Origin of the sequence: Dolichospermum sp. UHCC 0260 (assembly GCF_009711985.1) — a bacterium.
GTDB lineage: Bacteria > Cyanobacteriota > Cyanobacteriia > Cyanobacteriales > Nostocaceae > Dolichospermum > Dolichospermum lemmermannii.
Map to the genome: position 1 here is coordinate 42029 of NZ_VIKZ01000037.1, position 15208 is coordinate 57236.

10 protein-coding genes are annotated in these 15208 nt (G+C 39.4%); 2 read left to right on the forward strand and 8 right to left on the reverse strand.

Features of this window, described 5'->3' with window-relative positions; translation table 11 throughout:
* Positions 1-36: 36 nt before the first annotated feature.
* From FJR08_RS15090 to FJR08_RS15125, 8 genes are all read right to left on the reverse strand, one after another.
* Positions 37-1905, reverse strand: coding sequence for an N-acetylmuramoyl-L-alanine amidase (locus FJR08_RS15090; protein WP_168633711.1), 1869 nt, complete (start codon positions 1903-1905; stop codon positions 37-39).
* 241 nt (positions 1906-2146) lie between these two features.
* Positions 2147-3997 (reverse strand): N-acetylmuramoyl-L-alanine amidase, encoded by a 1851-nt coding sequence (locus FJR08_RS15095; protein WP_168633712.1) that lies wholly within the window; start codon positions 3995-3997, stop codon positions 2147-2149.
* A 422-nt stretch (positions 3998-4419) separates the two neighbouring features.
* Complete coding sequence (locus FJR08_RS15100; protein ID WP_168633713.1) at positions 4420-5832, reverse strand: cation:proton antiporter; 1413 nt, start codon at positions 5830-5832, stop codon at positions 4420-4422.
* A gap of 553 nt (positions 5833-6385) precedes the next feature.
* Entirely contained in the window at positions 6386-6886 is a 501-nt protein-coding gene (locus tag FJR08_RS15105) for a hypothetical protein (RefSeq protein WP_168633714.1), read from the reverse strand.
* A gap of 2 nt (positions 6887-6888) precedes the next feature.
* Complete coding sequence (locus tag FJR08_RS15110) at positions 6889-7086, reverse strand: hypothetical protein (protein WP_168633715.1); 198 nt, start codon at positions 7084-7086, stop codon at positions 6889-6891.
* Between the two features lie 170 nt (positions 7087-7256).
* Positions 7257-10241, reverse strand: a complete 2985-nt coding sequence (pruA, locus tag FJR08_RS15115; RefSeq protein ID WP_168633716.1) for an L-glutamate gamma-semialdehyde dehydrogenase — start codon at positions 10239-10241, stop codon at positions 7257-7259.
* Between the two features lie 288 nt (positions 10242-10529).
* The gene (gene chrA, locus FJR08_RS15120) at positions 10530-11720 is read right to left on the reverse strand and encodes a chromate efflux transporter (RefSeq protein WP_168633717.1); all 1191 of its coding nucleotides are present in this window, start codon (positions 11718-11720) and stop codon (positions 10530-10532) included.
* Positions 11713-12690: a glycerophosphodiester phosphodiesterase gene (locus FJR08_RS15125; protein WP_168633718.1), complete on the reverse strand. Its 978-nt coding sequence runs from the start codon at positions 12688-12690 to the stop codon at positions 11713-11715. Before FJR08_RS15125 ends, chrA begins: the two co-directional genes overlap by 8 nt.
* Positions 12691-12752: 62 nt before the next feature.
* Between FJR08_RS15125 and ligA the strand changes: the two genes are divergently transcribed.
* Both ligA and FJR08_RS15135 read left to right on the forward strand, forming a co-directional pair.
* Complete coding sequence (gene ligA / locus FJR08_RS15130; protein WP_168633719.1) at positions 12753-14798, forward strand: NAD-dependent DNA ligase LigA; 2046 nt, start codon at positions 12753-12755, stop codon at positions 14796-14798.
* Positions 14799-14899: 101 nt separating this feature from the next.
* Positions 14900-15208 (forward strand): fasciclin domain-containing protein (locus FJR08_RS15135; protein WP_174783109.1); only part of this gene is annotated, 309 nt, incomplete at its 3' end.

Sequence of the window (15208 nt, forward strand, 5' to 3'; positions counted from 1 at the left end):
AGTGGTAAAGAAAAAACAACGAACAACTGACGATCATTATCTTTGTTTTAAATAATTCAGAATACCACTAGCTATGCCCTCAGCCATACGACTTTGGTACTCTGGTGATCCTAAACGGGGATTATCTTCTCGACCGGTCATATAACCTGTTTCTACTAAAATAGCAGGCATAGTATTTTTTCTCAGCACATAAAATCTAGCTTTACGAGTGCCTCGATTCTTGAGGGTACTAATATTTTGGAGAATGGCTTGCCGGACAGTGTCAGCTAAAGCATAGCCATTGTCGTAATAATAGACTTCTAAACCATTAACATCAGACCGATTATCCACGGAATTGGCGTGAATGCTGACAAATAAAGTAGCATTAACCCGCTTGGCTATATCCACTCGTCCTTGCAGTTCCACAAAAAAGTCAGCATCTCGCGTGAGGACAACTTGGATACCGTTTTGTTCTAAAATTCTCGCCAGTTTTGTACTAATAGGTAGAACGACATCCTTTTCTAGCAAACCACCCAGTCCAGGAGCGCCAGAATCTTTACCGCCATGTCCAGGATCAATAACTACTAAAACTTTACCATTAGGAACTGGTAGACGGGGCTGGGGTCTTGTTTGCGGTGGATCTGTGCTAAAACTTGGAGGATCTAGTCGTGGTATAGAAGGGATAGGTGGTGTAATTAAAGGGCGTTGAGAGCGGAGGTTAGTTTGTAATTGTAGTGCTAATAATTGAGATGGGACTTGATTAAGTACCCCAAAGCTAACACCAGATGCAGGTTGAACAAGAACAACTACAGTATTGTCAGATTGGGGTTGGAGACGGACTTTCAGAATAGGGCTATTACTACTAAAAACCGGACCTTTGACCTGATTAGCTAACTTAGCATTGGGAATGGTGATGCGAAATAGACCGGAACTTCTATCCCAACCAGTGGTAGCAGATATGGCTTGATCTGCCCGAATTAGTAATTGTGTGCCATTACCACCGATTTCTACAGATTGAATAATTGCGGGGGAGTCACTCAGTGATGGTGCGGAGGATTGGTTATTATCAGGTAATTTGGCCAAACGATCTGGGATGACGACAAAACCGCTGTTACCACTAAGTAGGGCTTGCCAATTGCGACTATTGCTATCTAACTGCAAGGTCATGCGAACAGTAGATGGATTACTGGATGATTGGCTAAATTGGATACGACGGACTCCATAGCGATTAATCACTAGATCCCGTTGTCCCATATTTTGTGATAAGGCTGCGCCAATGATATCAATATTAACAGAGCGATTGTCTTGACTGCGATTAACTTGCAGTTGAGGATTTCCACCACTGGTACTAATAAAAAACCCATCCCCTGTAACTCGGAATTGATCAATTTGCACTACCCCTGGGGGGATTTCTCGATTAGATGGGGTAATCCGATTTGCTGTAACTACGTTGTAAATACTTCTGGGGTCTAGTGTTGGTTCAGATGATTGATCTGATGTTGGGGGTAGTGATGGTTCTCCAGTTTGCCCAGAAGCAACTTCTGGCTGTGGTAATTCTACTATCCAGCGTTTGCCATTGGTGGGAATAAATTTGACTTGCTTGGGGTTGAAGGTGTAACCAGGGGCTAGTTCGATAACTAAGCGTGTTGTCTGGTCATCAAATTGACCGATACGAATAGTGCGAATTTTGCCACCAATCTGTTGGGTTACGGACGGACGACCAAGTTCGGTTCCTGGTAAGTCAATTACCAAACGGGTGGGGTTAAAAATAAGTTGGGCTTGGGGTTGGACAGCGCTAGATGTGTTAATTTCTAAGTGATTTTGATTGGTATCAAACCGCCAAGATTCTAATTTCGCTGCAAAAGCGGGCGAAGATAGCATGAAGACCGTTCCAAAAGTGCTAGGTATTAACCAATGTAGTTTCACAATCCTTTCTCCTGATTCCTGTTGATGGGATTTGTCAATATCTCGACTTATGGGCTAATCTTCAGACCATCACCGCTGCAAATTTAACTTTGTGCAAGTAAAAGATTTTGGTGTTGGTAGTAAGACACGGCTAATGGCGTAGAATCGTAGCATATAATTGGTTTACTGCTGCCATTTGGTCAGCAAATTTATTTTTCTAGGGTTGGTGATGAATCAGATAACAGGTGATAAAAGTTACTTTTTATCTGGATTTTAAATACTGAAGTATGCCTTGGGCGATCGCATCGGCCATTTGATTTTGATAAGCTGAAGTTCTCAGTTTGGCAGCATCGTCTCTACCGGTCAAGAAACCGGTTTCTACCAAAATTGAGGGCATAGAAGTTTTGCGAAGCACATAAAATCTAGCTTTCCGCACGTTTCTGTCTCTGACATTGAGACTTTGCAGAATTTTACTATGGACAATCTGAGCTAGTCTTAAACCACTATCATAATGATAAGTCTCTAAACCACTAACTTCTGGACGATTTGCACCTGCTGAATTAGCGTGGATACTGACAAATACATCAGCATTAGCCCGTTGTGCCATGGTCACCCGTCCCGGTAAAGTCACAAAGTAGTCAGAACCTCTAGTCATAATTACTTGGATACCATTTCGTTCCAAAACTTCAGTAATTCTTTTGCTAATTGGTAAAATAACATCCTTTTCCAGCACTCCACCGATACCAATTGCCCCTGAGTCTTTACCACCATGTCCGGGGTCAATTATCACTACTATTTTGCCTTTACGAAGGGAGCGCCTTGGGGTAATTTGTGGTTGTCTGGGTTTAAGGTCAGGTAGTTGTTGTTTGGGTGGTAATAGGGGAGGTAAATTCATGGGTGGTCTAATCTGACGATATTGTTGCAGTTTTAGAGCCAGAAATTTGTCTCCTGCTTGATTGAGTACACCTAGTGTAACACCTGATGCAGGTTGAATCAAGATAACTACAGTATTTGGCGGTTGCGGTTGCAGACGAATTTTGATAATAGGACTATTAGCATCAAAAGTAGGGCCTTTGACTTCATTGGCTAATTTAGCATTAGGAATGGTGATCCGGAACAAACCAGAACTTCTATCCCAACCTGTAGTAGCGGATATAACTTGGTCGGCTTTAATTAATAATTGTGTGCCATTGTCCGCAAGTTCTATAGATTCAATTGTCGCAATTGAGTCGTTATTGTTTCTGGTGGGGGGAAAATTATCAGTTTCAGGGGCATTAACCATTCCCCTGGTGGGAAGGATAATTAAACCGCTGCTACTAGCGGTTACTCGCCAATCAGGGCTATTTGTGGCGATTTTTAAGGTCATGCGGACAGATGTTGGGGTTGTTTGCAATTGAGTCAATCCAATGCTGTCCACACCGTGTTTATTAACGGCTAAATTTCCTTGTGTTAAATTTGCTGATAAAGTTGCATCAAGAATGTCAATAAATACCGTAGTTTGATCTCGACTTCTGATGATTCTAGTTTGAGGATTACCGCCATTTGTCCGCATAAAAAAACCATCACCAGTAATTTGGAAACTCTCAATTTGAGTTGTTCCCCTCCTGCTGTTAGCAATTTTAGCAATGGGTGAAAATTCAGGTTTTGCCTGGGAATCTATGCCGACTAAATTGTAATTATTATTATTGTTAGTGTTATTATTGGTGGCAGATGAGTTGGAATCAGATTCTAATTTTGGTAGTTGTACTGTCCAGCGATTAGCACTTTTACCCACAAATTTCACTTGTTTTGGATCTAGGGTATAACCAGGACTTAATTCTAAAACTATCCTGGTTGTTTGTTCATCAAATTGACCAATGCGAATTTCCCGAATTCCTCCACCTATTTGTTGAGTTAACTGGGAACGTCCGAATTTCACACCCGGTAAATCAATTACTAACCGAGTGGGGGTAAAAACTAATTGTGCTTCTGGTTTTACAGCACTATTTGTATTAATTTCTAAGAGATTTTGATTTCGATCAAATCGCCAAGATTCCAATTTTGCGGCTAAAGTCGGCGACGATAGCATGAGTACAGTACCAAAGGTAGCAGGTAGTAACCATTGTAGTTTCACGGCTTTTTCTCCTTAGCTAAATTAAATAATTAATAATGATATGAACACATACAAAAAACACCCACCACTGTCAATTACTGACATAGATTGGCGGGTTATCCTCCATAATTACTAAAAACATCTTTAAGCTGTAAAAACTGTCCTGAAAAAAAATAGAAATACAAAACATTATCAAGGCTACTAAAATGGGGGGAAAGGAAAGTTTTATAAAACCAAAAGAAAACCAAAAAGTAAATTTAATTAAAGGTAGAAATAATAACCATTTTTAAAATTAGAGGGTTTCCAGATTACAGGAGACGGAGATTGGATGAGAGAAGTTTCTTCCAACCTCCTGATATAGTAAATGTAAAAACTACAACAGAGAAAATTTCCAACTATCTTCTGTGATATCTACAGCAGAATTTGAGGTGAAATTCAAATTACTAATCATCTTTTGTGGTGATGAGAGATTGTGGTGTTTCTACTGCTAATGTTTTGCCAGAGTTACTATCTAAATTTGCTGAGGTGTTTGATTCTGGAAATACAAATCTCAACAGGGGAGGAGCGATGAATGTGGTAATAATAACCATCATAATAATTGCTGCTCCTAATGGTTTTGAGAGGACACCACTAGCTGCACCGACACCAGCAAATACTAAGCCAACTTCACCTCTGGGAATCATCCCCACACCAATGGCCAAGCGGTTAATGCCGGGTTGACCAAATACTGTTAAGCCTGTCACTACTTTACCAATGATGGCGACTGTGATCAGGAAAGTTGCCATGATTAAGGCTTCCTGATTGGTAGGAATGGCTGGGTTTAAGACTCCCAAATCGGTTTTTGCCCCGACTGTGACGAAGAAAACTGGAACTAGCATATCAGCAATGGGGATAACTTGCTTTTGGAGTTCTTTGCGTTTGTCGGTTTCTTCGAGAACTAACCCGGCGGCAAAAGCCCCAAGAATGGCTTCTAAATGGATGACTGAGGCGAGGTAAGCCATGATTATGGCAAAAATGAAGGCAGGGATGACTAATTCACCTCTGGTTTTGAGTTGATCTGCGATCGCTACAAATGATTTATTAAAGACATTACCAAAAACTATCGCCCCAATGAGAAAAGCACTGGCACTAATAATCAGATAAATGACGTTACCCACATCAACTACACCATCTTTGGCTAAACTGGCAACTACCGCGAGAACGATAATTCCCAAAACATCATCAATAACGGCTGCACCGAGAATAATTTGCCCTTCTTTAGAATTCAAGCGTCCTAATTCGGAAAGAACTTTGGAGGTGATACCAATACTGGTTGCTGTCAAAGCTGCACCTGCAAAAATCGCGGGAATGGCACTAATCCCAAATATGGTCATTAATCCCACCGTACCTGCTGCAAAGGGGACTACTACCCCGACTGTAGCCACTAGGAAGGCTTGAACACCAACAGCCATAAGGTCTTTGAGGTTGGATTCTAAGCCAATTTCAAACAGGAGGATAATTACACCCAATTCTGATAAAACTGAAACCACCTCAGACTGCGCTGCAAATACCTGTGGTGTGGCTTCTGGGGTTAATCCAGCGGTGAGTTGCAAGAAGGTCATGATTAAGGAATTAGAAGCGTCTGTACCACCTTCTGGGAAGACTAACAAATGGAGTACGGAAACACCGATAATTACACCACCGAGAAGTTCACCTAAAACTGCTGGTAAGCCGATTTTGTTGCATAATTCTCCACCAACTTTGCTGGCAAAGTAAATTACGACTAAGCTTAAGAGGACAGCGGCTAATACCATGGAACTGTCTGCGGTGGCTGTGGCTGTGGCCAATAAGGGAATGGTTGCACTGATAAGCTGCATTGGTTATCTGAATAACAATTTCTTTATTTTTACTCTTTTTTTGACGGGAATTTATTCAGGTATATATACACCGCTAATAACAGCTATAAGTTGTGATATACAATTAGACCGGCGGTTATAAATCGCGTTTACATGGAAAAAAATACGCACTTACATTATGCTGAGAATTTAAGCGATACTATAGATTTGGAGTCTTTGAATCTAGTAGAAAAGCGTTAATTCATTTTGATTGTAATTACGCTGATAAAAGCTTACCAGAGTGTCCCAAAAATAGATAATTAGTTTCAGATCCCCGACTTATTGAAGAAGTCGGGGATATATTAAAATGGATAGTCAGAATCAGGATATCCAGGATTTAAGGATTGACAGGATGTTGATACAGCACTTCCCGGTGTTATGAGGTACATATCTAGCGGGCAAGACTTGTACTGAGCTTGTCGATAGCGCAGCGTGGCGTTAGCCATAGTATGCCCGCACTACAAGAGTTTCATGATTCAACTTTGTACCTCATAAGAGCGGAAACCGCTGTATTGTCAGAATTAGGATGTCTAGACTAATAACGTTCATGAATTGATTTACATTCCCAAAACATTCCCGGACCAACGATTAAAATTTGCTCATTTGGCATCATTAATTCCCAATAAGCAAGCCCAGAATCATCTTCTAAATCTGGTTTTAAAACCAGTTGGTAATTACCTTCAAAGGATAAAGTTAGTTTAAAATTATCACTATCAATTACAAAATCAGTTAGTTTTTTATTTTCCAATAGACGTAACCTTTTTTTTGTAGGATACATAGGATTTTTGAAATATGAACTAAAGAACATTGGATGTACTTTTCTTAAATCAAAATTTGTTGCCCTAGTGCTAAGTTGCCAAGTTCCTTTGCGTAAATCTCTTAATTTAGGATGATCGTAGGCAGTCATTTCACCAAAATCTAACAGTAATTCATCCCCATAACTGAATGTAACCTGATTGCAAGTTTCTCCTATAATTTTTTGAGTAATTTGATTTAGACTTGGTTGAGAATTAGCAATTTCTATATTAGTATTCATAATCAAAAATCCTCTAAAAATTCTTTAGCTTTTTGTCTAAGTTCCTGATATGTAAAATCACCTCTATCATTTGAAGTTCCACCATAACCATTTCTTTTTTCTTGCTCCAGAAATCTACCAAAAGCTTTTCTTTCTTCCCATAACATATCAAATTCTTTAGCAATTGAATCAACTTGGTTAATATCATCTTTCTTACCCATAAATATAGAGAAACCCTGATTTTATATTTTAACATAAAAATATCATAATTTGTCTGAATCAGGATTTCCAGGATTTAAGGATTTTCAGGATAAGAAATATTCTGACTTCGTTTTGGAGTTTTAGATCCCCGACTTCTTCAAGAAGTCGGGGATCTGGTTATATCATCTAATTATTCAGCGCCTTCTATCGGTGCAAAACCTTGACGTTGGATATTTTCTGTGATGTGACGTGGTTCTAGGAATTGCAAGAGGTAATCTGGTCCACCTGCTTTTGAACCGACTCCAGAAAGTTTAAACCCACCAAAGGGTTGACGGGAAACTAACGCCCCGGTAATATTCCGATTAATGTATAAATTCCCAACTTCAAATTCTGCTTGCGCTTGTTCAATGTGGGAAGGTGTGCGAGAATAAAGACCACCAGTTAAAGCGTAATTTGTGCCATTGGCAACTTCTATTGCTTCTTGAAAATCTTTAACTCTAATTACCGCTAAAACAGGTCCAAATATTTCCTGTTGGGCTATGACTCCATTTGCGGGTACTTCCGAAAAAATCACCGGACCGATAAAATAACCTTGACTGGGTGCGGGTAATTCTAAAGCGACTTTTGCTTCTTGTTTACCTTTTTGAATATACTCCAAAATGCGATCGCGCGAAATAGCATCAATTACCGGACCAACTTGGGTACTGGGTAACTCCGTTTCCCCAATATTCAAGGATTTTGTGGCTTCTACCAACCTTTCCACAAAAGCATCATAAATGGGTTCAAGCACAATCACCCGTGAACAAGCAGAACATTTTTGACCACTATAACCAAAAGCAGATTGGACAACGCCGACAACAGCCTGGTCTAAATCAGCACTTTCATCAACAATGATGCCATTCTTGCCGCCCATTTCCGCAATTACTTTCTTGAGATGCTTTTGACCAGGTTTGAGAATTGCAGCTTCTGCGTAAATTCTACAACCTACTTCCTGAGAACCAGTAAAAGCAATGACATGAGTATCAGGATGATTTACCAAATAAGCGCCGACTTGAGAACCCTTACCAGGAACGTATTGAAAAACACCCTTTGGTATTCCGGCTTCAATTAATATTTCTGTCAACTTCGCAGTAATAACAGAAGAAGTTTCCGCCGGTTTGAGTAAAGTACAATTTCCCGAAACCAAAGCAGCGACAGTCATACCGCAAGCAATAGCCAAAGGAAAATTCCAGGGAGAAATCACAATAGCGATTCCTTTGGGTTGGTAAATATAACGATTGGTTTCCCCAACCACATCATAAATTACACCCTTATCCAACCGTTCCATTTCCTCAGCATAATAAAGACAAAAATCAATAGCTTCCGAAACTTCCCCGTCAGCTTCCTTAACAGGTTTCCCCACCTCCAAAACTATCCAAGCGGAAAGTTCAGCGCGTCGTTCCTCCATTAACTTCCCAGCTTGACGCAAAATATCAGCGCGTTGCTTAACTGGGGTCTTCTTCCAAGCGGGAAAAGCCGCTTTTGCAAATTGCATAGCTTCCTCAGCTTGTTCAATGCTAAGTAAACCCACCTTACCAACAACTTGACTAAAATTAGAAGGATTAAGAGAATCAACAAAAGTAGTTGTATTCACATATTCCCCATTCAGCAAAGGTAAATAAGTCTTACCCAACTGCTGACGGACATTTTCAAAAGCCAAACTCGACCTATTCCTTCTCTCCTCCTCCGCAAAATCCGTATCCGCAACACCAACAAAACCTTCCTTCTCTTCTTTGCTCCTTTGCGCCTTTGCGCGAAACATATCTATAATTGGAGGTGCTAACAACTCCTCAACGGGACGATTTTCTAAATTTTGGCGTAAAAACGAACTATTCGCCGTATTTTCCAACAACCGCCGAATTAAATAAGCCATTCCCGGTAACAAATCACCGTAGGGACAATAAACCCGTACGCGATAACCCTTATCTACCAAAGCTTTAGCTATTTTATCACCCATGCCGTACAGAACTTGCATTTCAAAGCGACGACGGGGAACATTGAGACTTTCCGCTATGGCTATGGCGCGAGATTGCGATCGCACATTATGACTTCCTATGGCAGAATAGACATACTCATGATTTTCGAGTAATAGTTGCGTAATCGTCTCAAAATTGGCATCGGTGGCAACTTTATCATTGTAAACTGGTTGTGGCCAATGCTTTTGAGCAGCTTTAATAGTTTCCTGATCCCAATACGCACCTTTAACCAAGCGAATACTGAGAGGATAACCGCGTTGTTTTAACCAAGCAATGATATCTCTAGCGTCTTGTTCACTATCACGCAGATATGCTTGGATTGTCATGCCAATATCTGTGCGTTGACGAAATTCCTCTTCCAGTAACAGTTTTTTGAGAATGGTAAAAGTAATATCCTTGTAGGCATATTGTTCCATATCAAAATGGACTGCTGCACCTAATTCTTGAGCGCGACGGAGTAAAGTCCGAATATGATTGCTTACTCTTGCTTCACTACCTTGAGCATCCAAAGGATCAAATTGGGAATAAAACGCCGTTAATTTGACAGAAACCTGAACTTTCGGGATATTTTCGCCGTCAGCTTCATCAATAGCGGGAATTTTCGCCCAATTTTTTGATGCTTCTACCAATTGCTGCATCAATTCCAGGTATCTTTCTAAATAAGATTGCGCCTCTACTTCCGTAATTACCGCTTCACCGAGTAAATCAATGGTGAAAGCCATTTTCTCTTTTCGCAGTCTCTCAACGGTTTTGATGACTTGCTTAATATTTTCGCCGGAAATATACTTGTGTGCTAAAGTTTCTACAGCAGTTCCCACGGTTGTCGCTGCTACCTGTGCGGGCATAGAATCGGGGTTAGCAAAATTTAAGATTGCTTTTAAAGCTGCGGGTAGTTCTACCGATTCATCTCCCAAATATTCTTGCATATGGGAGGCGATTTCTGATTTACTATGTATTGCGGGCAAAGTATCAATGAACCGAAATAATTGTACTCTTAAACCCGGATTACTCATAGCCCAATCGAGTAGTTTATCATCCCAGCGCATTTGGTCGCGTAAAGCTGATAAAAATGAGCGATTTTCCTGACTAGCAGCTAAAACTTGTTTAGCAATTTCTTGGGTTTTCGCTTCGTATCCGCTGTTTTCTACTGAAAATACCATAAGTTTGTTAGTTTCCAAACAATATTTTTTTGAAGTAATGTTGAATGATTGTCCAAAAATGGATTACGGTGTTATTTCTAACTTAGTTAACGCCATTTTGTAAACTTTCCTAGTAGTTTTGAATGTGGTTGTATTGAATATCTGGAAAAACTGGGCTTTAGTATCTTTGGGGATAGGTATAGTTTACCTGGTAGGTTGTACAAAAAAGCCGACGAATGCACAATTGCAAGTATGACGCAAAGAAGCAAGTAATCGCAATGCGGAAATTCTAACAGATAATTTATCTTCTTAATCAAGATAACCGAACATTAACGCACTCCAACCAATAATACCACCTCCTAAAATCAAGTAAGCAGCATTAATGCGGTAGCGAATTGCTAAAATTGCCGAAATAATAGAAATTCCTAAACCTAAAAAATCCACATAAGGAGTTTTTGGTAATATTAAAGTAGCTATTCCTAATTGAATTGTAGTTAATACCATTAACGCTACAGCACTCACATTGACAGCATCTAAAAAAGGTCTTGTCCAAGATGAATTACGAATAGGATTCATGAAAGGATTTAAAGCAGCAACAAGTAAAAATGAGGGGAGAAAAATTCCCAAAGTTGCCACAATTGCCCCCGGAAATCCAGCAATTATATAACCAATAAATGTCGCAGTAGAAAGTACAGGACCAGGAGTAAATTGCCCAATAGCAATAGCATCTAATAATTGTTGTTGTGTTAACCAACCGAATTCTTCTACTAATCCTCCTTGTAAAAATGCTATTAATAAATAACCACCACCAAACAGCACACTACCAACTTTGAGAAAAAATAAACCCAATTGCCACAAAGGTACAGATACATGATTATTTATAGCTGTATTCACAGTTGCAGTAGTTTGCAAAACTGTACTTGTAGTTAAACCAATTATCATTAAATTAATTTGATTACCACTGCGTAACCAAATCATTCCTAATATTCCTCCTAGTAATAAAGCCATAACTTCGTTAACTTTAGCAAACCCAGTAATTAAGCCAACTGCTATAGCAATGATGAGTAATTTTCGAGTTTTTACCGCTTTTTTTCCTAAACCCCAAATAGCATTCATAATAATTGCTAAAACAACAGGTTTAATTCCATAAAGTAAAGGTAAAACTTGGGGTAAAGTCCCATAATTGACATATAAATAAGCAAATAAACCTGTAATTAAAACCGCAGGGAAAATAAAACAAACTCCCGCAACAATTAAGCCTAACCACCCTGCATAAATGTATCCTATATGAATAGCCATTTCTGTGGAATTGGGTCCAGGAATTAAGTTAGTTACCCCTAATAAGTCTAGAAAATGTTCTTGTGTCAACCATTGACGACGTTTAACTACTTCATCTTCTATCATAGCAATATGGGCAACTGGTCCACCAAAACCAATAATGCCTAATTTGAGAAAAAGTTTAGCAACTTGAGTTAAGCGATTGAATGATAAATTATTCATTGAGTTTGACAGTTAAAGCTATATCTGGATAATCACTAAATACACCATCTATACCTAAACTAAAAAATATTTCATATTCTTTTTGCGGATTTCCTTGCAAGTCTAAAGGTAAGAAAAAATCCTCATTTCTAAAAGTCCAAGCATGAACTTGTAAATTAGCCGCATGAGCATCTATAATTAAAGATGTCGGTGATAATAATTTACCATAATTATCTCTAGGAATCAATAAGTTTTTATGTACACCAATTGCTTGGGCATATTCCGCAATTTCTCTTAACCCTTTTTGCGTTAATAAATCTGCATAAGTCAGAGGATCATTCTCAATCACAAAATCATAAGGTTTACCAATATTATTAATTAATTGCACTAATGGCAAATCTGTTTTCTGAGATAATTCTTTCAGATTACTAACTTCAAATGATTGAATAAATATCGGTAAATTAATTTCCTGCAAATTCAATAATAAAGTGGCTTCTAATGGTAAACCAACAGATTGAAAATAACTGGGATGTTTGGTTTCTGGATAAATGCCAATATGGCGGCCAATTGTTTGACTTTTATGCTTTACTAAATCAATGATTTCTTGAAAAGTGGGAATAGTAAATATGCCGTTATAAGCTGTATTTTGGGGACGAAGTTGGGGAATGCGTTCTTGTGCTGTTAAAGTTTTGATTTCTGCTATGGTAAGATCTTCTGTAAACCAACCAGTTTTAATTTCATCATCAATAATTTTCGTAGTTTTTAAATGAGCAAATTCTGGATGATTAGCAATATCGGTAGTTTCTGATATTTCATTTTCATGACGGGCAATCAAAATACCATCTTTAGTTATCACTAAATCAGGTTCAATATAATCAGCACCTAAATCAATTGCTAACTCATAACTTGCTAAAGTATGTTCAGGACGGTAGCCACTTGCGCCGCGATGAGCGATAATGATAGGGGGTTGATATGTAAAAGTTTGAGTCATGATTGCTTACTACTTTCCTTATAATTAAAGTCCCACTGTTATTATTTTTTGTTATGAAACTCATGATGTCAACTCAACCTGAAACCAAACGTATAGAAGAACTACGATGTTTGCTACAAAAAGCAGGCTACGCTTATTATGTTCTAGATGCGCCAATTATGGAAGATACGGTTTATGATCGGCTGTATCGAGAGTTGCAAGAATTAGAAACTAACAATCCCGAATTAATTACTGCTGATAGTCCGACTCAGCGCGTTGGGGAAAGACCTGCAACCCATTTTACCTCAGTCCGTCATAATATCCCCCTGTACAGCCTGGAAAATGCGTTTAATATTGAAGAATTGCAAAATTGGGATCAACGGTGGCGGCGACACTCAATAACTCAGTATAATAACGGAGATATAGAATATGTATCTGAGTTGAAAATTGATGGTGCTGCTTTAGCATTAACTTACGAAAATGGGGTTTTAGTCAGGGGGACAACGAGAGGAGATGGGGTAATGGGTGAAGAGATTACCCAAAATGTGAGAACTATTCGCTCAATTCCCCTGCGTTTGAATTTTGACGGTTTAGAAAATATTGCTAAAGTGGAAGTACGGGGAGAAGTGTTTTTACCTTTACAGGTATTTAAAGAAATTAATCAGAAAAGACAAAAAGATGGTGAACAGGTATTTGCTAATCCGCGCAATGCTGTAGCAGGTACGCTTAGACAATTAGATTCGCGGATTGTCGCACAGCGGCAATTAGATTTCTTTGCTTATACTTTGCATATTACCGGGTTGGATGATTCCAGTATTGCCAATACCCAATGGGAAGCTTTGGAATTATTGCAAAGATTTGGTTTTCGAGTTGATACCAATCATAAACTCTGCCATTCTATTGCTGAAGTTGTTGAATATTACCAATATTGGGATACAGAACGGCTGAATTCTCCCTATATGACAGATGGTGTTGTCGTCAAATTAAATACTTTTAGACTGCAAGAACAATTGGGGTTTACACAGAAGTTTCCCCGCTGGGCTATAGCCTTAAAATATCCAGCCGAAGAAGCCCCAACCCGTGTAGAAAAAATCACTGTTAACGTTGGCAGAACCGGGGCATTAACTCCCTTAGCGGAAATGTTGCCCGTACAATTAGCGGGGACAACAGTTTCCCGTGCTACCTTACATAATAGCGATCGCATTGAACAATTAGACATCCGTATTGGCGACACCGTGATTGTTCGCAAAGCCGGGGAAATCATTCCCGAAGTAGTCCGGGTAATCAAAGAACTACGTCCCGTTAATACCCAACCTTTCATTATGCCTTCCCATTGTCCAGCCTGTGGACAGCTAGTAGTCAGGGAAACTGGAGAAGCAGTTACTAGATGTATAAATGCTTCCTGTCCCGCCATTCTCAAGGGTGAAATTGAACATTGGGTCAGTCGTGACGCGTTAGATATTAAAGGTGTAGGCGAAAAGTTGGTGTATCAACTTGTAGATAAAGGCTTAGTCCATTCCGTTGCTGATTTATATGACTTGAAAATAGAAGACTTGTGTGCATTAGAACGCATGGGAAAAAAATCGGCGGAAAAATTGATCAATGCGATCGCCCAATCAAAAACGCAACCCTGGGCTAGAGTATTATATGGTTTAGGCATCCGTCACGTTGGCAGCGTCAACGCCCAATTATTAACAGAGAAGTTTACCACCGTCGAAGACTTAACAGCCGCCAGACAATCGGATATTGCAGGTGTTTATGGTATCGGTGCAGAAATTGCCCAATCAGTCTATCAATGGTTTCGCACCCCAGCGAATCAAACCTTAATTTCCCGTATCCAGGCTATTGGTTTAGAATTAGCAAACAGCACAGCAGCCCAGTCTGTGGGCGAAATTAATCAAAAATTTGCTGGTAAAACCTTTGTCGTTACTGGCACATTACCAACTTTAAAACGCGATGAAGCCAAAGCTTTAATTCAAAAATCAGGCGGTAAAATTACTGATTCAATTAGCAGAAAAACAGACTTTTTAGTTGTAGGTGCAGATGCCGGTTCTAAGTTAGAGAAAGCGCGGAAGTTGGAAATTAGCCAATTGACTGAGGCGCAATTATTGGCAATGCTGACAGAATAGTTATCAACAGACATAAATTGTTAAATTCTGTTACAGTTTCTATTGTGAAGATAAATTAACAAGAATTTTCACATCTTAAACACTTTTAACCGTGAAAAACAATGAATTCCCTATTTACCAAAACAGTTAGTATTGCCATTGCGGCCACAACTCTTTTCGTCAGTGTTCCCGCTTTCGCTGGAACTAAGCCTGCGGCAAAACCTGCTACACCCCATACCAGTACACAGACTGTCGGGACAATTGTAGAAGTAGCCAGTGGTAACAGTTCTTTCACAACCTTAGTAGCAGCTATCAAAGCGGCTGGTTTAGTCGAAACCTTATCAGCCAAAGGACCATTCACCGTATTTGCACCTACCGATGCCGCATTCAAAGCGTTACCAAAAGGAACTTTAGAAAAACTGTTGCAGCCC

Coding starts and splice junctions, on each gene's coding strand:
- FJR08_RS15110 (WP_168633715.1), bottom strand. CDS start 7,086: ATGGGTAAGAAAGATGATATTAACCAAGTTGATTCAATTGCTAAAGAA.
- FJR08_RS15125 (WP_168633718.1), bottom strand. CDS start 12,690: ATGACTCAAACTTTTACATATCAACCCCCTATCATTATCGCTCATCGC.
- chrA (WP_168633717.1), bottom strand. CDS start 11,720: ATGAATAATTTATCATTCAATCGCTTAACTCAAGTTGCTAAACTTTTT.
- FJR08_RS15100 (WP_168633713.1), bottom strand. CDS start 5,832: ATGCAGCTTATCAGTGCAACCATTCCCTTATTGGCCACAGCCACAGCC.
- pruA (WP_168633716.1), bottom strand. CDS start 10,241: ATGGTATTTTCAGTAGAAAACAGCGGATACGAAGCGAAAACCCAAGAA.
- ligA (WP_168633719.1), top strand. CDS start 12,753: ATGATGTCAACTCAACCTGAAACCAAACGTATAGAAGAACTACGATGT.
- FJR08_RS15105 (WP_168633714.1), bottom strand. CDS start 6,886: ATGAATACTAATATAGAAATTGCTAATTCTCAACCAAGTCTAAATCAA.